Below are 17871 nucleotides of genomic sequence, written 5' to 3'. Positions count from 1 at the left end.
CGCAGTGGCCGACCGCATCTTTCTATCGTGCTTTTGATCCTCAAGGAGATTGCTCATGAAGAAAATCGTGTTGGCTATCGCAGCCGGCGTGCTGCTCAGTTCGAATGCGTTCGCGAGTACCGCGGACGAAACCGCGGTCAACGACGCCGTGCAGCGCCTCAGCGCCGCGATGATCGCGGGCAACGGACAACAGATGAAAGACCTGACCGCCGCGACGCTGTCGTACGGCCACTCCGACGGTCACCTGCAGACGCAGTCGGAATTCGTCCAGGTGATTGCGAGCGGACAGACGAAGTATCGACGGATCGATCTGACGAACAGCACGACGGCCGTCACCGGCGACGCGGCGGTCGTGCGCGACCACTTTTCCGGCACCGTCGATTCGGAAGGCAAGGTCAACGAGGTCAACTTCAACGTGGTGATGGTCTGGCAGAAAGAGCATGGCGCGTGGAAGCTTCTCGCGCGGCAGGGGTTTCATTAAGCAGCGAGGCTGACCCGATCGATACGAACCGCGCGTGTCGTTCAGCGCGCGTTCCTGAAGTAGAGCTGATTGTGAAGACGCGGCGAGGCCACGCGGCCTGCCCAACATCAAGGGAGCGGACATGAAAAGATGGGGAATGACTGTTTGGTGCCTGAGCATGGTACTGGGGGCGACCTCGGTGCACGCCGCACTTCCTTCGCGCGCTGCAGTGCTGGCTACGGTCAGCTCGGTGGCGGACAACTTCATCAGCGCTCACCCGAACCCGGAGAACAACGACTGGGCTGCGGGTGTGCTGTACATCGGCATGGCCGATGCATTCGATGCAACGGGTAACGCGAACTATCAAACGTACATGCAGCAGCACGCCGCCAGCCTGAAATGGCTGATCAACGGCGGCACCACCACGACGAATGCCAACAAGTACGCAGTAGGGCAGGAATACCTCCATCTGAGTTCGGACACCAGCGATCTCGCGAGCCTGGTCGCGCAGACGAACGCGATGGTCGATGCAGACAATATCGGGGCGTGGACGTGGGTGGACGCGATCTACATGCAGATGAACGACTTCACCGAACTCGGCAACCGGTTGGGCAACAGCGAGCGCGATTATCACGGGCACATGTACAAGATGTTCGACTACACCCGGACGAAGCTCAAGCTGTACGACACCACCGACCACCTCTGGTATCGGGACGGCACCTTTACATGGCCGAGTCACCAGTCACCGAATGGCAAGAAGATCTACTGGTCGCGCGGGAACGGCTGGGTGTTCGCATCGCTGGCCCGGACGCTCTCGACCTTGTCGCCCGCAAGCCCGGAGTATTCGGTCTACAAACAGGTGTTCACCGATATGGCGGCGGCGCTGGTCAGCCGTCAACGCAGCGACGGCTTCTGGAACTCGAACCTGGATGATCCGCTAGACCACGGCGGTCCCGAAACGACCGGCACGGCTGCGTTCACCTACGGCCTCGCTGTCGGTATCCGGATGAACCTTCTGACGGACCCGCGATATGCGACCGCGTTGCAGTCCGCATGGTCGGGTCTTGTCTCCACTGCGGTGAAATCGACAGGCGCACTAGGCTACTGTCAGCCCGAGGGGGCCGCACCCGGAACGGCGACGGCCACGTCGTCGTCTGATTTCTGTGTGGGGCTCGTCCTGCGAGCGGGTAGCGAACTCAGCCGGATTGCGCCGAGCCCACCGGCAGACTACGCCCTCAATGCGCCGGTCTCGTATTCGTCGCAGCAAACCGGCAATGAAGCCACCCACCTGGTGGACGGCATTACGACCGGTACCAATCGTTGGGCCGCACAGGGCTATCCGCAATGGGTGCGTGTGGACCTTGGCGCCGTCAAGACCATCACGCGTACCGAACTCACGCCCTATCTGTCGCGTGCGTATCAATACAAGATTGAGGGTTCCACCGATGGCGTCAGCTATACGACTCTGGTCGACCGCACATCGAACAAGGCAGGCGGGACCACGCTGTTCGACGTGTTCAACGCGGCGAACGTGCGCTACGTCAGACTGACCGTGACCGGCGCCACTGCGTACAGCAACCAGGGGGACTGGGTGAGTATTCAGGAACTGGCGGTACACCCTTAAGTCCGGTCGCCAGCGACTTGTCGTCCGGTGTGGAGCCTGTCGCGGCGACGAATAGATGTTGCTCGAGGGCTTTGAGAATGCGGAACTGGATTTCGCATTCTCAAGCTCCATTCCTATCAGAATTTTTCTGAAAAACAGAGGCGAGACTTCTTCGCGCGGGGGCATTTCGGTGAATTCGGAATGCTGTTCCGAAATTTGCATATCTATGTTTTAATGGGCGCCATACCGGCCGGGATTCACGCAGTCGTACCCGCACAAACAGGCCGCGCCCCTTTCCCACGGAGACATCGTATGGACGTCCGTCAAAGCATCCACAGTGAGCATGCGCGTACGCTCGACACGCAGGGACTGCGCAAGCAGTTTCTCGTCGAGAGCGTGTTCGAAGAGAACGCGCTGAAACTCACGTATAGCCACATCGACCGGATCATCGTCGGCGGTGCGCTGCCGGTGACGCGGCCCGTCGAGGTATCGACCGCGCTCGGCAAGGCGATCGGCGTGAACTATCTGCTGGAGCGCCGCGAGCTGGGTGCGATCAATATCGGCGGCGCGGGCTGGATCGAAGTGGACGGCAAGCGTCACGACATCGGCAACGAAGAGGCGCTGTACATCGGACAGGGCGCGCAGGCGATCACGTTCGGCAGCGTCGATGCGACGCGGCCCGCGAAGTTCTATCTGAACTGCGCGCCGGCCCACACGTCGTACCCGACGCGTCGCATCACGCTCGCGGACGCATCGCCGGAAACGCTCGGCGATCCGAAGACCAGCAACCGCCGCACGATCTACAAGTTCATCGTGCCCGAGGTGCTGCAGACGTGCCAGCTGTCGATGGGCATGACGAAGCTCGACGAAGGCAACCTGTGGAACACGATGCCATGCCACACGCACGAGCGCCGCATGGAGGTCTATTTCTACTTCAATCTCACCGACGATGCAGCCGTCTTCCACATGATGGGCGAGCCGCACGAAACGCGGCACATCCTCGTGCATAACGAGCAGGCGGTGATCTCGCCGAGCTGGTCGATTCACTCGGGCGTTGGTACGCGTGCGTACACGTTCATCTGGGGGATGGTCGGCGAAAACCTCGTGTTCAAGGACATGGATCATGTCGCGGTCGCCGATCTCCGCTGAGCGAAACATGATGATCCACGAAACACCGAACATGGCGCGTTTCTTCGATCTGAGCGGCAAGGTCGCGCTCGTCACCGGCAGCAACACGGGGCTGGGCGCCGCGATGGCGCAGGCGCTCGCGGCTGCGGGCTGCGATATCGTCGGCGTGCATCACAGCGGGCCGGGCGACACGCCGGGCATCGTGCGCGATCTCGGCCGGCGCTGCGTGGACGTGCGCGCGGATCTGTCGAGTATCGAGCCGGTCGAGCGGATCGTGCGCGAGGCCGTCGACGCATTCGGCCGCATCGACGTGCTCGTGAACAACGCAGGCACAATCCGTCGCAACGATGCACTCGATTTCACCGAGGCCGATTGGGACGCTGTGATCGGCGTGAATCTGAAGACAGTGTTCTTTCTGTCGCAGGCAGTCGCACGGCAGTTCGTCGCGCAGGGTAGCGGCGGCAAGATCATCAACATCGCGTCGATGCTGTCGTTCCAGGGCGGCATTCGTGTGCCGTCGTACACCGCGTCGAAGAGTGGTGTGCTCGGGCTCACGCGATTGCTCGCGAACGAATGGGCCGCGCGCGGGATCAACGTCAACGCGATCGCGCCGGGCTACATGGAGACGCGCAACACCGATCAGCTGCGTGCGGATGCGCAGCGCAACGACGAGATCGTCGCGCGGATTCCTGCAGGACGTTGGGGCGCACCTGACGATCTCGCGGGGCCGGTGGTGTTTCTTGCGTCGTCCGCTTCGGACTATGTGCATGGACATACGCTCGCCGTCGATGGGGGATGGCTCGCGCGGTAGGTTCGCTTTTAGTCGATCGCAGCGGCACGCAATGTGCCGCCTCAACCGCTCAATCGCACCAGTACTCTCACGCCGCGCGCGTCGTGATGCATGGGGCCTTCCCACAACCACCCGACGATCGGCAATAATGCGTGATCCCTTTCGGGCGATGCGCGATCCGGTCGTCCTGTGTTCGAAGCCCTTCCATGTCAGACCTGAAAATCGATCGAAACGCCAAGACGCTGAGAGAGTTGACGCTCGAGAAGCTCCGTGAAGCCATCGTGCAAGGCTACTTTCGCCCGGGCGCGCGGCTCGTCGAACGTACGTTGTGCGACGAACTCGGCGTGAGCCGGACGGTGGTACGTGAGGTGTTGCGCCATCTCGAAACGGAAGGGCTCGTCGAGATCGTCGCTCGGCAAGGCCCGATCGTCGCGCGACTCGATCCCGCGCAAGTCAGCGAAATCTACGAACTGCGCGGCCTGCTCGAAGCAAATGCCGCGCGCGCGTGCGCGGAAAAAGCCACGCCCGAGGTGATCGAGAAACTGCGCGACATTCGCCGCAAGATCGAAACCGCGTTCGCCAAAGACGCATTCGCCGACGTGCTCGCGCAGACCGAAGTGTTCTACGAGACGATGTTCGAAGGGGCGCAGAAGGCGGTCGCGCTCGCGGTGGTGCGCACGTTGAACACGCGGATCAACCGGCTTCGAGCGTTGACCATTGCGTCGACCGGACGCGGGGAGGAGTCGAATCGCGAGATGAATACGCTGCTCGCGGCGATCGAGCGCAAGGATGGTACCGCTGCGTTCGATGCATCGGTGGCCCATATTCGACGCGTATCGCAACTGGCGCAGGAGGCGCTCGGCCGCCTGGAAGAGTCGACCTAGCCTGTACTCCAGGCCTCCTGCCATCCCGATAAACCGCCCGTGAGGCGGTTTTTTTTCGTCCAGCGCGCGGCTGGATTTGCCCGTTTCCTTGTCCCCGATACCGCCAGAAGCGTGCCGGCTCGTCGTCTGCGCACATCATGGTATTCCATAATACAACCTGCGTATCGAAGTGAATAATATGGAATACCATAATCTCGTAACCCATCAAACGACTGGCCTAAGGAGAACGGTATGAGCCTGGAAGTGCGCAAGCTGGTGACCTTCATCGAGGAGACCCGCATCGAGGGTGAGAAGGCCGCGGCGCGGCCGTTGAAGCTGTTCGGGGCGGCAGCGGTGCTTCGCAATCCGTGGGCGGGTCGGGGCTTCGTCGAAGATCTCAAGCCCGAAATCCACGCACTAGCGCCGCAATTGGGCGAGATGCTGACCGCAGAAATCCTCCGCATCGCCGGCTCAGGCGACGCAGTCGAGGGCTACGGTAAAGCGGCGATCGTCGGGACTTCGGGCGAAATCGAGCACGCGTCCGCGCTGATCCATACGCTGCGGTTCGGGAATCACTTCCGCAACGCGGTCGGCGCGAAGAGCTATCTGAGCTTCACCAATCTGCGTGGCGGACCGAACTGCCCGATCACGATTCCGCTGATGCACAAGCACGACGAAGGCATGCGCTCGCACTATCTGACGGTGCAGTTCTCGATCGTCGATGCGCCCGCGCCGGACGAGCTCGTCATTGCGTTGGGCGCGTCGATCGGCGGCCGTCCGCATCACCGGATCGGCGATCGCTACCAGGATCTGAAGGATCTGCAGGAGCAGGGATCTTGAAGCCGGAGGCAAGCCGGCTCGTTTCGGGCGGCACGGTGGGCGGTACGCGATATGCCCTCTACGCGGCGCGGGCAGGTCAGCGCGATGAGACGGTGCTTCTGATCCACGGCGTCGGCATGAATCACAGCGTGTGGGCGCCGCAGGTCGATGCGTTGACCGAACGGTTCCAGGTACTGGCGCTCGACATGCTGGGTCACGGCGAAAGCGCATTGCCGGGCGCGCAGCCGTCGCTGGCCGAATACGCGGCACAGGTCGAGACTCTGCTCGACGCATTGAACATTGATCGCGTGCATGTGGTCGGCCACTCGATGGGGGCGCTCGTCGCACTCGAGTTCGCACTGTCGCATCCGGCGCGCACGCTGAGCGTCGCGGCGCTGAACGCTGTCTACGACCGCTCGAGCGAACAGCGATCAGCGGTGATGAGCCGCGCGAACACGCTCGACGAAACGTCTGCGGATGCCGGCGTCGACGTGACGATAGAGCGCTGGTTCGGCGAGCCGGTTCCGGGCCATCTCGAACAGGCCGCGCACGATCTGCGGCAACTGCTGCGGACGGTGAATCCGTCCGGTTACGCGCGGACTTACCGGTTGTTTGCGAGCGCGGATCGCGCGCACGTTGGAAGGCTCGGCGAGCTTGCGATGCCCGCGCTGTTCCTGACCGGCGAACACGATCCGAATTCGAGCCCGGCGATGTCGGAGGCAATGGCGGTCGCAGTACCCGACGGCCGCGCCGAAATCATCGCTGGGGCGCGCCATATGATGAACGTTACCGATCCGGTTCGCGTCAACGAGCGGCTGGTCGCGTTCCTGACGGACGCATCGACGACGCGCGCGGTTCACGAATCAGCTACAGGAGCACGTCATGACTGACCCGATAAAAGAATCTGTGGAACGCCCGCTGGATGCAGCGGAATTCCGCCGCGCGCTCGGCGCATTCGTCACGGGCGTGACGGTTGTCACGACGATCCAGCCGGACGGTTCGCCGCGCGGCTTCACGGCGAATTCGTTCACGTCGGTGTCGCTCGACCCTGCGCTGATCCTGGTGTGCATCGCGAAGACCGCGTCGAGCCACGCGGTGTTTTCGCAAACGGATCACTTCGCGGTGAGCGTGCTCGCGGAAGATCAGAAATCGGTGTCGGGCGTATTCGCGTCCAAGGCCGCCGACAAGTTCGCGCAGGTCGAATGGCACGTTCGCATCACGGGCGCGCCGTTGATGAACGGCGCGGCGGCGAGCTTCGATTGCCGCACGCACGAGGTCGTCGATGCAGGCGACCACATCATCCTGATCGGACGCGTGGTCGATTTTGTGCACACGACTTCGTCGCCGCTCGGCTATTGCCGTGGCGCTTACGTGAACTTCAGTCTGACGCAGGACGCACTGGCCGCCGCTGGTTCGCGCGCGCGGGTCGGTGCGATTCTCGAACATCAGAACGGACTCGTGCTGCTCGATACGCCGCAAGGCCTCGCATTGCCGGGCGGCGTCAAGCTCGAACCGGCCAGCGATCCGGAGAGTCTGCGCGGCGTGCTCGCGAAACTCGGCGTCGACGCGCATCTCGACTTCCTGTTCGCGGTGTTCGACGGCGACAGCAGCCAGCCGGGCACGCATGTCTACTATCGCGGCCGCGTGATCGACAACGGTTCAGCGTCCCTGGCCGCGTCGGTTCGCGTCGTGCCGCTCGCGGACATTCCGTGGGAGCGTCTGCAGGACGACGCCGTGCGTTCGATGCTGCAGCGCTACGTGCGCGAACGCAGCGAGGACGCGTTCGGCATCTACGTCGGCGATATGGCAGCGGGCACCGTGCAGTCGCTCGCGCTGTCGCACTGAACCGCGCACTGAACCCGTCACCGGAGCCACACATCATGAAGTTTTCGCTGTTTCTGCATATGGAGCGGTACGACACGCAGACGTCGCACCGCGAGCTGTTCGACCAGTTGACCGAACTCGTGCAGATCGCCGAGCGCGGCGGTTTCGAGACCGCGTGGATCGGCGAGCATCACGCGATGGAATTCACGATCGCGCCGAATCCGTTCCTCAATCTGTCGTACCTCGCGGCGAAGACCACGAAGATTCGCCTCGGCACCGGCACGGTCATCGCGCCGTTCTGGCATCCGGTGGCGCTCGCGGGCGAGGCCGGCATGGTCGACGTCGCGAGCAATGGACGGCTCGATCTCGGCGTCGCGCGCGGCGCGTACTCGTTCGAATACGAGCGTTTGCTGCCGGGTCTCGACGCGATGAGCGCCGGTGCGCGGATGCGCGAACTGGTGCCCGCGTTGCGCAAGCTGTTCGCGGGCGACTACGCGCATCAGGGCGAGTTCTGGTCGTGGCCCACGACGACGCCCGTGCCGCGTCCGGTGCAGGCGCCGCATCCGCCGATCTGGCTCGCCGCACGCGATCCGAATTCGCATGCGTTTGCGGTGGCGAACGGCTGCAACGTGCAGGTGACGTCGCTGGCTGCCGGCGATGCCGAGGTCGTAAATCTGATGGAGCGCTTCAACGCCGCGTGCGCCGCGCATCCGGACGTGCCGCGTCCGCAGGTGATGATGCTGATGCACACGTTCGTCGGTGCGGATGCTGCGGAAGTGGACGCGGCGGTCTACGATCTCGCGCGCTTCTATCGCTACTTCAGCAAGTGGTTCAAGAACGAGCGGCCGATTCAGCAGGGCTTCATCGAACCGCTGACGGATGCCGACGTCGAGATGTTTCCGCAGTACTCGCCGGAATCGATTCGCAAGAACCTGGTGGTTGGCGAGGCGGCCGATGTGATCGCGCGGCTGAAGCACTACGAGGAACTCGGCTACGACCAGTACAGTTTCTGGCTCGACAGTCACATGAGCTTCGAGCGCAAGCGCAAGTCGCTGGAATTGTTCATCGACAAGGTGATGCCGGCTTTCGACAGGCACTGAGCTTACCCACCGCATGAGAGGCTGACATGGTGCAGCGGTTCCAGCAGTACATCGACGGCGCTTTCGAGGACGGACATGCGCACTTCGACAGCATCGATCCGTCGAGCGGCGAGGTCTGGGCGCAGATGCCGCGCGCGAGTGCGGACGACGTGGATCGCGCAGTGCGCGCTGCGCATCGCGCGTTCGACGATCCGTCGTGGGCCGGTCTCACCGCGAGCGCGCGCGGCAAGCTGCTGCACCGGCTCGCGGATCTGGTTGCACAACACGCGCCGCGTCTCGCCGAACTCGAAACACGCGACACCGGCAAGATCATCCGCGAAACGCGTGCGCAGATCGGCTACGTCGCGGAGTACTACCGCTACTACGCGGGGCTTGCCGACAAGATCCAGGGCGCGTGGCTGCCGGTCGATAAACCCGACATGGAAGTCACGTTGCGGCGCGAACCGGTCGGCGTGGTGGCCGGCATCGTGCCGTGGAATTCGCAGCTGTTTTTATCGGCGGTGAAGATCGGGCCGGCGCTCGCTGCCGGATGCACGATTGTCCTCAAGGCTTCCGAGGACGGACCGGCGCCGTTGCTCGAATTCGCGCGGCTCGTCGACGAAGCTGGATTTCCGAAAGGCGTCGTCAACATCGTGACCGGTTTCGGCGACGACTGCGGGCGCACGCTGACGAGTCATCCGCTCGTGTCGAAAATCGCGTTCACGGGTGGACCGGAAACGGCACGTCACGTGGTACGCAATTCGGCGGAAAACCTCGCGGCGACGTCGCTGGAACTCGGCGGCAAATCGCCGGTGCTGGTATTCGATGACGCCGATATCGACAGCGCATGCAATGCGGTCGTCGCAGGCATCTTCGCGGCGACCGGGCAAAGCTGTGTCGCGGGTTCGCGGCTCATCGTGCAGCGTGGCCTGCACGATGCGTTCGTCGAGCGTCTCGTCGAGAAAGCCCGCGCGATCCGTATCGGCGATCCGCAGGATATGGCAACGGAAATGGGTCCGCTCGCGACACGTCGGCAGCTTGAACACATCGAACGTGTGTTGCGAGCCAGCGTAGATGCAGGGGCAAAAATCGTCACCGGCGGCACGCAACCGGACGGCATGAAGGGCGGCCTCTACTTTCTGCCGACCATCGTCGATTGTCCGCATCCGCACGTGCCCAGCGTTAACGACGAACTGTTCGGCCCGGTGCTGAGCGTCGTGTCGTTCGATACCGAAGCGGACGCGATCGCGCTCGCGAACGACACGCGTTATGGACTTGCATCCGGCGTCTTCACGAGCAACCTGACGCGAGCGCATCGGCTCACGCGTGCGTTGCACGCGGGCATCGTCTGGGTGAATACCTACCGGGCAGTGTCGCCGATCGTGCCGTTCGGCGGTTACGGGTGGAGCGGCACCGGTCGCGAAGGCGGTCTCGATGCGGCGCTGGAATACACCCGCACGAAATCCGTCTGGATTCGAACTTCCGATGAACCGATCGCCGACCCGTTCGTGATGCGTTGAATCGGCGTTCTGAAACACCTGCCCAACGAGGAGCCCATGTACTACGAGATCCGCACTTACCGCATCAAGACGGGCGCTGTCCCTGCTTATCTGAAGCTCGTCGAGGAGGAGGGGATCGCGCTGCAGCGGAAATACCTCGAGCAGCTGGTCGGCTACTTCTACTCGGAGATCGGGCCGCTGAACCAGATCGTGCACATCTGGGCTTATCCGTCGCTCGACGAACGCGATCGCCGTCGCGCGGCGCTTGCTAACGATCCGGCGTGGCAGGCGTTCGCACCGAAGATTCAGGCACTGATGGAAGAGATGGAAAACAAGATCATGCGGCCGACGAGTTTTTCGCCGCTGGCTTAGGTGGCTTAGATGGCTTCAATAAAACGGCTGGCATCGCATAGCCGAACGTGGCTTTTCATATCAAAGATGGCAGGAGACACAGCATGAACAGCAGAACCTTCGCAGCATCGGCGATCGCGGTGAGTGTGGTGAGCGTCGCGTGTGGATGGAGCACGCTCGCCAGCGCGGCCGACACCATCGTATTCACCAGTTGGGGCGGTACAACCCAGGCGTCACAGCAGAAAAACTGGGCGCAGCCGTTCACCCAGGCGAGCGGCATCAACGTGCTGATGGACGGCCCGACCGACTACGGCAAGTTGAAGGCGATGGTCGATAGCGGCAACGTGACGTGGGACGTCGTCGACGTGGAAGGCGATTTCGCGTACACCGCGCAGAAAGCCGGGCTCATCGAGCCGATCGACTACAGCGTCGTCAAGAAAGACGAACTCGATCCGCGCTTCGCGACGCCGTCCGCGGTAGGTAGCTTCTACTACTCGTTCGTGCTCGGCTACAACAAGGCCAAGTATGCGAGCGCGCAACCGGCGAACTGGTCCGATCTTTTCGACACCAAAAAATTTCCCGGCAAGCGCACGTTCTATAAATGGTCCGCGCCGGGCGTGCTCGAAATCGCGCTGCTCGCGGACGGCGTGCCGCCGAACAAGCTCTATCCGCTCGACCTCGATCGCGCGTTCAAGAAGCTCGACACGATCAAGAGCGACATCGTCTGGTGGAGCGGCGGTGCGCAGTCGCAGCAGTTGCTCGCGTCCGGCGAAGCGCCGATCGGCATGTTCTGGAACGGTCGCCTGCATGCGCTTGCGCAAACCGGCGTACCGGTCGGCATTTCGTGGAACCAGAACCTGACCGCCGCCGACATGCTCGTGATTCCGAAGGGCTCGAAGCACAAGGCCGAAGCGATGAAGTTTCTCGCCGCCGCGACGAGCGCACAGGCGCAGGCGAAGTTCGCGATCGAGACGGGCTACGCGCCGGTCAACGTCAAATCGCCGTCGCTGATGCCGGCTGACGTCGCGAAGACATTGCCGGATCAGCACAAGACCTCGCAGATCGACCTCGACATGAAGTACTGGGCCGACAACCGCGACGCAATCGCGAAGCGCTGGTACGCATGGCAGTCGAAGTAGGGACGTCGGCGCTGCCGGCAACACAGTCTGGATCGGGAGTCACCATGCCGAATGTTCTCAGTACCGTCGCGCCGCCCGCAGCGAAAGCGCGACGCAAACCCGACTGGCACCGCGTTCGCCTGCTCGCGCCGGCGTTGCTGCTGCTCGCGATTTTCTTCGTGCTGCCGGTGCTGTCGCTGCTGCTGCGTAGCATTCTGGAGCCGACGCCCGGCCTGCAGAACTACGCCGAACTACTCGGCTCGACGACCTACCTGAAGGTGTTCGGCAACACGTTTCTGGTGGCTAGCGTCGTGACGGCGGTGACGGTGGTGATCGGCTTTCCGACGGCGTGGCTGCTGGCCATCGCGCCGCGCAAGGTGAGTTCGCTGCTGTTCGCCATTCTTCTGCTGTCGATGTGGACCAATCTGCTCGCCCGCACGTTCGCGTGGATGGTGCTGTTGCAGCAGACCGGTCCGATCAATCGCGTGCTGATGTCGCTCGGCATCATCAGCGAGCCGCTTAATCTGGTCAACAACCTCGTCGGCGTGACGATCGGCATGACGTACATCATGCTGCCGTTTCTCGTGATGCCGCTGCACGCGACGCTACGCAGCATCGATCCGTCGACGTTGCGCGCGGCGGCGGTCTGCGGCGCGAGCCGCTGGCAGGCATTCTGGCGCGTGCTCGTGCCGCTCGCGATGCCCGGGGTTGCATCGGGTGCGCTGATGGTGTTCGTGATGGCGCTCGGCTACTTCGTCACGCCCGCGCTGCTCGGTGGTCCGTCGTACATGATGCTCGCGGAACTGATCGCGCAGCTCGTGCAGAGCATGCTGAACTGGGGCCTCGCAGGCGCGGCTGCGTTCGTGCTACTCGCGGTGACGCTCGTGCTGTTCATGCTGCAGCTGCGCTTCACCGGCGGTGTGCGGACCGGTCTCGGAGGACGCTGACATGCTGCTCGATTTCGATCGTCTGGGGGCGTTCCGCTGGGTGCTGATCGCCGTCGGCTGCGCGGTGGGGTTTTTCCTGCTGCTGCCGATCCTGTTTATCGTCGCGCTGTCGTTCGGCGACTCGCAGTGGCTGATCTTTCCGCCGCCGGGCTGGACGCTGGAGTGGTATCGCCAGCTGTTCACCGATCCCGGCTGGATCGATTCGCTGCTGACGAGCGCGAAGCTCGCCGTCATCGTCACGGTGTTGTCGGTGTCGATCGGCTTTCTCGCGTCGCTTGCGCTGGTACGCGGCAAGTTTCGCGGCCGGGGCGCACTGCAGGCGTTCTTTCTCGCGCCGATGGTGCTGCCCGTCGTCGTGCTGGCTGTCGCGCTGTACGCGTTCACGTTGCGCGTCGGCCTGAACGGCACGACGACCGGCTTCGTGATCGGCCATCTGATCATCGCGCTACCGTTCTCGATCATCTCGATCAGCAATTCGCTCGCGAGCTTCGATACGTCGCTCGAGGATGCCGCGCTGATCTGCGGTGCGTCGCCGCTGGCGGTGAAGCTGCGCGTGACGCTGCCGGCCATTCAGCTCGGCATTTTCGCCGCCGCGATTTTTTCGTTCCTTGCGTCGTGGGACGAAGTCGTCGTGTCGATCTTCATGGCGAGCCCGACGTTGCAGACGTTGCCCGTGCGCATCTGGTCGACGTTGCGTCAGGACCTGACGCCCGTCGTCGCAGCGGCATCTTCGATGCTCGTCATGTTGACTGCTTTCCTGATGCTCGCGGTTGCGGTGATGCGCCGCCCCCGTCCCGTGAAATGAGGTAACGATCCATGACTTCCACCTTCCTGCAGATTCAACGGCTGCGCAAAACCTACGACGATGTCGTCGCGATCGACAACGTCACGCTCGACATCAAGAAGGGCGAGTTCATGACTTTCCTCGGACCGTCGGGTTCGGGAAAAAGCACGACGCTCTATATCGTCGCGGGCTTCCAGGCGCCGACCGAAGGACGCGTGCTGCTCGACGGCAAGCCGCTGCTGTCGGTCGCGCCGAACAAACGCAACATCGGCATGGTGTTCCAGCGCTACACGCTGTTTCCGCATCTCACCGTGGGCGAGAACGTCGCGTTCCCGCTGCGCGTGCGTCGTCGCCCCGATGCGGAGGTCAAGCAGAAGGTCGGGAAGATGCTCGCGCTCCTGCATCTTTCCGAACTGCGCGACCGGATGCCCGCGCAGTTGTCCGGTGGACAGCAGCAGCGCGTGGCGATCGCGCGTGCACTCGCCTACGATCCGCCGGTGCTGTTGATGGACGAACCGCTCTCCGCACTCGACAAGAAGCTACGCGAAGAGATCCAGCTCGAACTGCGCCGGATTCATCAGGAGACGGGCGTGACGATCCTGTACGTCACACATGACCAGGAAGAGGCGTTGCGTCTGTCGGATCGCATCGCCGTATTCAACAAAGGACGCATCGAGCAATGCGGCACCGGCGAGGAGCTGTATTCGAATCCGGCGTCGCGGTTCGTCGCGAACTTCATCGGTAACTCGAACTTCCTGCCGGTGCGCGTGACCGCGAGCAGTGCGACCGAATCGAGTGGCGTGTTCCCGAGCGGGCAGCCTGTCGCGACGGCGGGCAATCCATCGCTGGCGGTCGGCGATGAAGGGACGTTGATGGTGCGCCCCGAGCAGATGCGCATTCGCGCGCTCGGGGCGGCCGACGGTGCGGCGGGTCTGCCGGTGACCGTGCGCGACATCACCTATCTCGGCGACGCGATGCACTATGCGGTGGCGACGCCGTGGCAGCAGGAAATCTCGGTGCGGATGCCGGCAGGCGCGCATCGGGACAGCGGGCTCGTCGTCGGCACGCATGCGCTCGTCGACTGGGATGCGCGCGACGTGCGTCTTTTTGCGCAAGGCTAGACGACGATGTCTTCCCCGTTGACGTCGCTCAAGGTCGAGCGCCCCACGACCACGTTGCGCGATCTCGTGCTGCAGAAGATGCGTGCCGCCATTCTGGACGCGCATTTTATGCCGGGCGACAGGCTGGTCGAACGCGCGCTCTGCGAGGAACTCGGCGTGAGCCGGACCATCGTGCGCGAAGTACTGCGCCATCTGGAAACGGAAGGGCTGGTCGAGTCGCTGCCGAATCAAGGGCCGATCGTCGCGATTCTCGAAGGAGATACCGCAGCGGAAATCTACGAGATACGCGCGTTGCTGGAGGGCGAGGCCGCGATGGCCTGCGCACAGCGTGCCGATGAGAACATCGTGATGGAACTCGAGTCGTGCATCGACAGGATCCAGCGCGCGTTCGACGCGCAGGACCATCAGGCCGTTCGCGAATTCACGACCGCTTTCTATGAGCACATGTTTATCGGCGGCGAGAAAAAGGTCGCGTGGGAGATCGTGCAGTCGCTGACCGCGCGGATCAACCGGCTTCGAGCAATGACGATCGCATCCGACGATCGCGGACGTCAGGCGGTGCAGGAAATGCGGCAGATACTCGCGGCGATTCGCGCGCATGAGCCGGTCGCGGCACGCGATGCGGCGACCGCGCATGTCGAGCGGGTCGCAGAGATTGCGCGTGGGTTGCTGGGGAGTGAGACGGGGGTGGTGAGGCGGGCGGGGTGAGAGGGGCATCTGACCGAGTCGGGCTGGCGTTGCCGATCGACGAAACCGGAGCCGGTTGATCGGTTGCATAATCGTCGGCCGAGGCGCTTTGCCCGTTCTCGTCACACCCGTGGAAGGAAAATATGAGTGATTCGAAACAGATCAAGGCCTACATCAAGGATGCGTCGGGACAACTGATCCCGCTTGCGGCGGATTCGGTCGTCCTGGAATTTCCAGCCGGTGATTCGCTTGAGATTGCGTGGGACGCACCGCATCCCGATGACCCTCGTCCGCTGTGCGCACAGGTGTGGGGTGGACAGCGCGAGGTTCATGATCTGTCGGAAGAAGAAATCAATGCGCGAACGCGGACCACGTCGGTCGCGCTGCTGCCGTCTGCGGCAAATCTTGTGCTCGTTCGACCGGATTCTTATCCTATCCGTCAGCGCGAATAGTGTTCGCACCCGCTTGACGACAGGAACCCAGGAAGAAATCTCATGGCCTCTCTCCGTCCGGGTCTGTTGCGCGTGGCGTTGCTGATCAACGCGATTGCCACGTGCGCCGCTGCGATTGTTCTTGTGGTCATGCCCGGCGCCATTCCCGGCGCTGTCGGCATACCGGTTTACAAGGCTCAATTTTTTATCGCGTATCTGCTTGCTGCGGGCGAGATGGGATTTTGTGTGCTGGCGAGTCTGGCGTTATGGGCGTCGCGTGATGGGGTAAGGATCGCTGTGTATTCGCTCGTTGTCATGCATGTCGCGGCCGGCGCAGCGGGAGTGATGGCCGTCGCCGAGGGCGAGAGTTCTTCGATACTGTTGAATGTTGTTGCGCGAGTCATCGTGGTGGGTCTGTTGATCGGCGGATGGTTCAGGGACCGGGAACGGATCGATTAGCGGCGCCTGTGCCGGACCGCGCAAGGTACTCTCCAAGAAAATCGACAAACGTCCTCAGTTTGACCGACAGCTGATTGCGCTCCAGATAGATCGCGTGGATGTCGGCGTCGGGCAATGTCCACTCGGTCAGCAGTCGCACGAGTTCGCCGCGTGCGAGATGTTCTTCGATCTCCCACTGCGACCGCACGACAATCCCGCGACCTTCTAGTGCCCATTGCAGCACGACGCCGCCGTCGTTGCTGGACAACGCACCATCGACCTTCACCGTCTCCGTGCGTTTGCCGCGAGACAGGTGCCATGTCCCGTAAGCCGACTCGTTCTCGCGCAGCACGATGCATGCGTGCTTTGTCAGATCGTGCGGCACGGAAGGCTTGCCGTGCTGTCTGACGTAGTCAGGCGACGCGCACACCCATCGTCTGTTTGCGAGCAGCAGCCGCGCGTTGATACGCGCGTCCGGCACTTCGCCGAAACGAATGCCGAGATCGAAGCCTTCGTCCTGAAGACTCACTGGCCGGTCCGTCAGATGCAGCAGGATTTTCATCGCCGGATAGCGCGCGACGAATTCCGACACCGCCGGCGCGATGCGCGCCCGTCCAAATCCAAACGATGCATTCACGCGCAGCACGCCCGTCGGTTCGCCACGGCTTTGCGTGACCCGATGCTCGAGCTCCGATAGATCGTCCAGAATGCGCGACCCGTCAGACAGGAAAAGCTCGCCTTCCGGCGTGAGGCTCAGACGCCGCGTCGTGCGGTTCATCAAACGCACGCCGAGGCGCCGCTCCAGTTGCGCGAGCCGCTTGCTGACCGCAGGCGGCGTCACGCCCAGTTCGCGCGCGGCTGCTGCTAGGTTCCGATGCCGCGCGACGAGCGCGAACAGGCTCAGGTCCGAGAAACCGTCCATCTTTGTGCTCCTTGTTCTCCGCAGGTTCCTTCGCTGATTCGTTCCTTAAAGTTACGGCTGGAATGCTTTTCAGGAAACCAAATCTCAGGATTCATCAATTAGACTCGAATCACGATCAGGAGACAACCATGTTCGAAGGTTTCAGGAACGTGTCGGCGACCGTCGACGGCATCCGTATTCACGCGATTCAGGGCGGACGTGGTCCTGCGCTGCTGCTGTTGCACGGGCATCCGCAAACGCACGCGATCTGGCACAAGGTTGCGCCAACGCTCGCCGAACACTTCACGGTGATCGCCGCCGATTTGCGTGGCTACGGCGACAGCGGCAAGCCACAAGGCGCAGCCGATCACGCGAATTACGCGAAGCGCCGCATGGCGCTCGATCAGATCGAACTGATGCGCGGTCTCGGCCACGACACCTTCGCGGTGATCGGTCACGACCGGGGCGGACGCGTCGCGGCGCGCATGGCACTCGATCATCCGGATGCCGTGACGCGTCTCGTGACGCTCGACGTCGCACCGACGCTCGCGATGTACGAACAGACCTCGTTCGACTTCGCGCGTGCCTATTGGCACTGGTTCATGCTGGTGCGTCCGGCGCCGTTTCCGGAGACATTGATTCGCGCGGACCCCGATCTCTATCTGAAGCAGACGATCGGTGCGCGCAGCGCGGGTCTCGCGCCGTTCACGTCGGCGGCTTACGCGGAATATCTGCGTTGCCTGTCCGATCCGGAGACCGCACACGGCATCTGCGAGGACTACCGCGCGAGCGTGACGATCGACCTCGAACACGATCGCGCGACGCTCGCTTCGCAGCGACACATCCGCTGTCCGTTCGTCGCGTTGTGGGGCGCGCAGGGTGTGATCGAACAATGCTTCGATCCGCTTGCCGAATGGCGCGCGTACGCGCCGGACGTGCAGGGTGAAGCGCTGCCGTGCGGTCACTACATTCCCGAAGAAGCACCGGAGCTATTGCTCGAACGCGTGCTGCCTTTTCTCAGCGAGTAA

General features: G+C 62.8%; 20 protein-coding genes. 19 read left to right on the top strand and 1 reads right to left on the bottom strand.

From position 1 onward, the window contains the following. Positions 1–55: 55 nt before the first annotated feature. The 18 genes from E1748_RS02230 to E1748_RS02145 all read left to right on the top strand — a co-directional run bounded on the left by E1748_RS02230 (position 56) and on the right by E1748_RS02145 (position 15963). A complete protein-coding gene (locus E1748_RS02230) occupies positions 56–481 on the top strand; it encodes a nuclear transport factor 2 family protein (RefSeq protein ID WP_133645517.1) in 426 nt (141 codons plus the stop codon). A 136-nt stretch (positions 482–617) separates the two neighbouring features. Next, entirely contained in the window at positions 618–2084 is a 1467-nt protein-coding gene (locus E1748_RS02225; RefSeq protein WP_166653493.1) for a glycoside hydrolase family 88 protein, read from the top strand. Positions 2085–2375: 291 nt separating this feature from the next. Further along, complete coding sequence (gene kduI / locus E1748_RS02220; protein WP_133645515.1) at positions 2376–3212, top strand: 5-dehydro-4-deoxy-D-glucuronate isomerase; 837 nt, start codon at positions 2376–2378, stop codon at positions 3210–3212. A 7-nt stretch (positions 3213–3219) separates the two neighbouring features. Further along, on the top strand, positions 3220–4002 hold the full coding sequence (gene kduD / locus E1748_RS02215; RefSeq protein WP_276324019.1) for a 2-dehydro-3-deoxy-D-gluconate 5-dehydrogenase KduD: 783 nt from the start codon (positions 3220–3222) through the stop codon (positions 4000–4002). A 185-nt stretch (positions 4003–4187) separates the two neighbouring features. After that, on the top strand, positions 4188–4865 hold the full coding sequence (locus tag E1748_RS02210) for a GntR family transcriptional regulator (protein ID WP_133645514.1): 678 nt from the start codon (positions 4188–4190) through the stop codon (positions 4863–4865). Positions 4866–5096: 231 nt separating this feature from the next. Next, positions 5097–5684 (top strand): amino acid synthesis family protein, encoded by a 588-nt coding sequence (locus E1748_RS02205; protein WP_133645513.1) that lies wholly within the window; start codon positions 5097–5099, stop codon positions 5682–5684. Continuing rightward, positions 5681–6553, top strand: a complete 873-nt coding sequence (locus tag E1748_RS02200; RefSeq protein WP_133645512.1) for an alpha/beta fold hydrolase — start codon at positions 5681–5683, stop codon at positions 6551–6553. Before E1748_RS02205 ends, E1748_RS02200 begins: the two co-directional genes overlap by 4 nt. Continuing rightward, on the top strand, positions 6546–7508 hold the full coding sequence (locus E1748_RS02195) for a flavin reductase family protein (RefSeq protein WP_133645511.1): 963 nt from the start codon (positions 6546–6548) through the stop codon (positions 7506–7508). The genes E1748_RS02200 and E1748_RS02195 overlap by 8 nt, the downstream gene beginning before the upstream one ends. Before the next feature lie 35 nt (positions 7509–7543). Further along, on the top strand, positions 7544–8587 hold the full coding sequence (locus E1748_RS02190; protein WP_133645510.1) for an LLM class flavin-dependent oxidoreductase: 1044 nt from the start codon (positions 7544–7546) through the stop codon (positions 8585–8587). 26 nt (positions 8588–8613) lie between these two features. Continuing rightward, positions 8614–10086 carry an aldehyde dehydrogenase gene (locus E1748_RS02185; protein ID WP_133645509.1) on the top strand — a complete coding sequence of 491 codons (1473 nt, stop codon included), beginning with the start codon at positions 8614–8616 and terminating at the stop codon, positions 10084–10086. Between the two features lie 36 nt (positions 10087–10122). Continuing rightward, positions 10123–10437, top strand: coding sequence for an NIPSNAP family protein (locus E1748_RS02180; protein ID WP_133645508.1), 315 nt, complete (start codon positions 10123–10125; stop codon positions 10435–10437). Positions 10438–10520: 83 nt separating this feature from the next. Beyond that, on the top strand, positions 10521–11555 hold the full coding sequence (locus tag E1748_RS02175; protein WP_133645507.1) for an ABC transporter substrate-binding protein: 1035 nt from the start codon (positions 10521–10523) through the stop codon (positions 11553–11555). Positions 11556–11599: 44 nt separating this feature from the next. After that, positions 11600–12481: an ABC transporter permease gene (locus E1748_RS02170; RefSeq protein ID WP_133645506.1), complete on the top strand. Its 882-nt coding sequence runs from the start codon at positions 11600–11602 to the stop codon at positions 12479–12481. Position 12482: 1 nt separating this feature from the next. Then, the gene (locus E1748_RS02165; protein ID WP_133645505.1) at positions 12483–13286 is read left to right on the top strand and encodes an ABC transporter permease; all 804 of its coding nucleotides are present in this window, start codon (positions 12483–12485) and stop codon (positions 13284–13286) included. Positions 13287–13297: 11 nt separating this feature from the next. Next, complete coding sequence (locus E1748_RS02160) at positions 13298–14386, top strand: ABC transporter ATP-binding protein (RefSeq protein WP_133645504.1); 1089 nt, start codon at positions 13298–13300, stop codon at positions 14384–14386. Positions 14387–14392: 6 nt separating this feature from the next. Beyond that, positions 14393–15094: a GntR family transcriptional regulator gene (locus tag E1748_RS02155; protein WP_133645503.1), complete on the top strand. Its 702-nt coding sequence runs from the start codon at positions 14393–14395 to the stop codon at positions 15092–15094. Between the two features lie 122 nt (positions 15095–15216). Beyond that, positions 15217–15525 (top strand): hypothetical protein, encoded by a 309-nt coding sequence (locus E1748_RS02150; protein ID WP_133645502.1) that lies wholly within the window; start codon positions 15217–15219, stop codon positions 15523–15525. Between the two features lie 42 nt (positions 15526–15567). Further along, the gene (locus E1748_RS02145; RefSeq protein WP_133645501.1) at positions 15568–15963 is read left to right on the top strand and encodes a hypothetical protein; all 396 of its coding nucleotides are present in this window, start codon (positions 15568–15570) and stop codon (positions 15961–15963) included. Here the strand turns inward: E1748_RS02145 and E1748_RS02140 are convergent. Further along, positions 15938–16864, bottom strand: coding sequence for a LysR family transcriptional regulator (locus E1748_RS02140; protein ID WP_133645500.1), 927 nt, complete (start codon positions 16862–16864; stop codon positions 15938–15940). The genes E1748_RS02145 and E1748_RS02140 overlap by 26 nt on opposite strands. Positions 16865–16992: 128 nt before the next feature. Between E1748_RS02140 and E1748_RS02135 the strand changes: the two genes are divergently transcribed. Beyond that, positions 16993–17871, top strand: a complete 879-nt coding sequence (locus E1748_RS02135) for an alpha/beta fold hydrolase (protein WP_133645499.1) — start codon at positions 16993–16995, stop codon at positions 17869–17871.

Origin of the sequence: Paraburkholderia flava, assembly GCF_004359985.1 — a bacterium.
GTDB lineage: Bacteria > Pseudomonadota > Gammaproteobacteria > Burkholderiales > Burkholderiaceae > Paraburkholderia > Paraburkholderia flava.
The sequence above is the reverse complement of the archived record's forward strand: the minus strand, read 5'-3'. Positions and strand labels throughout refer to the sequence as shown.

Coding starts and splice junctions, on each gene's coding strand:
- E1748_RS02145 (WP_133645501.1), top strand. CDS start 15,568: ATGGCCTCTCTCCGTCCGGGTCTGTTGCGCGTGGCGTTGCTGATCAAC.
- E1748_RS02205 (WP_133645513.1), top strand. CDS start 5,097: ATGAGCCTGGAAGTGCGCAAGCTGGTGACCTTCATCGAGGAGACCCGC.
- kduI (WP_133645515.1), top strand. CDS start 2,376: ATGGACGTCCGTCAAAGCATCCACAGTGAGCATGCGCGTACGCTCGAC.
- E1748_RS02170 (WP_133645506.1), top strand. CDS start 11,600: ATGCCGAATGTTCTCAGTACCGTCGCGCCGCCCGCAGCGAAAGCGCGA.
- E1748_RS02180 (WP_133645508.1), top strand. CDS start 10,123: ATGTACTACGAGATCCGCACTTACCGCATCAAGACGGGCGCTGTCCCT.
- E1748_RS02165 (WP_133645505.1), top strand. CDS start 12,483: ATGCTGCTCGATTTCGATCGTCTGGGGGCGTTCCGCTGGGTGCTGATC.
- E1748_RS02185 (WP_133645509.1), top strand. CDS start 8,614: ATGGTGCAGCGGTTCCAGCAGTACATCGACGGCGCTTTCGAGGACGGA.
- E1748_RS02150 (WP_133645502.1), top strand. CDS start 15,217: ATGAGTGATTCGAAACAGATCAAGGCCTACATCAAGGATGCGTCGGGA.
- E1748_RS02160 (WP_133645504.1), top strand. CDS start 13,298: ATGACTTCCACCTTCCTGCAGATTCAACGGCTGCGCAAAACCTACGAC.
- E1748_RS02155 (WP_133645503.1), top strand. CDS start 14,393: ATGTCTTCCCCGTTGACGTCGCTCAAGGTCGAGCGCCCCACGACCACG.
- E1748_RS02175 (WP_133645507.1), top strand. CDS start 10,521: ATGAACAGCAGAACCTTCGCAGCATCGGCGATCGCGGTGAGTGTGGTG.
- E1748_RS02195 (WP_133645511.1), top strand. CDS start 6,546: ATGACTGACCCGATAAAAGAATCTGTGGAACGCCCGCTGGATGCAGCG.
- kduD (WP_276324019.1), top strand. CDS start 3,220: ATGATGATCCACGAAACACCGAACATGGCGCGTTTCTTCGATCTGAGC.
- E1748_RS02190 (WP_133645510.1), top strand. CDS start 7,544: ATGAAGTTTTCGCTGTTTCTGCATATGGAGCGGTACGACACGCAGACG.
- E1748_RS02225 (WP_166653493.1), top strand. CDS start 618: ATGACTGTTTGGTGCCTGAGCATGGTACTGGGGGCGACCTCGGTGCAC.
- E1748_RS02230 (WP_133645517.1), top strand. CDS start 56: ATGAAGAAAATCGTGTTGGCTATCGCAGCCGGCGTGCTGCTCAGTTCG.
- E1748_RS02140 (WP_133645500.1), bottom strand. CDS start 16,864: ATGGACGGTTTCTCGGACCTGAGCCTGTTCGCGCTCGTCGCGCGGCAT.
- E1748_RS02210 (WP_133645514.1), top strand. CDS start 4,188: ATGTCAGACCTGAAAATCGATCGAAACGCCAAGACGCTGAGAGAGTTG.
- E1748_RS02135 (WP_133645499.1), top strand. CDS start 16,993: ATGTTCGAAGGTTTCAGGAACGTGTCGGCGACCGTCGACGGCATCCGT.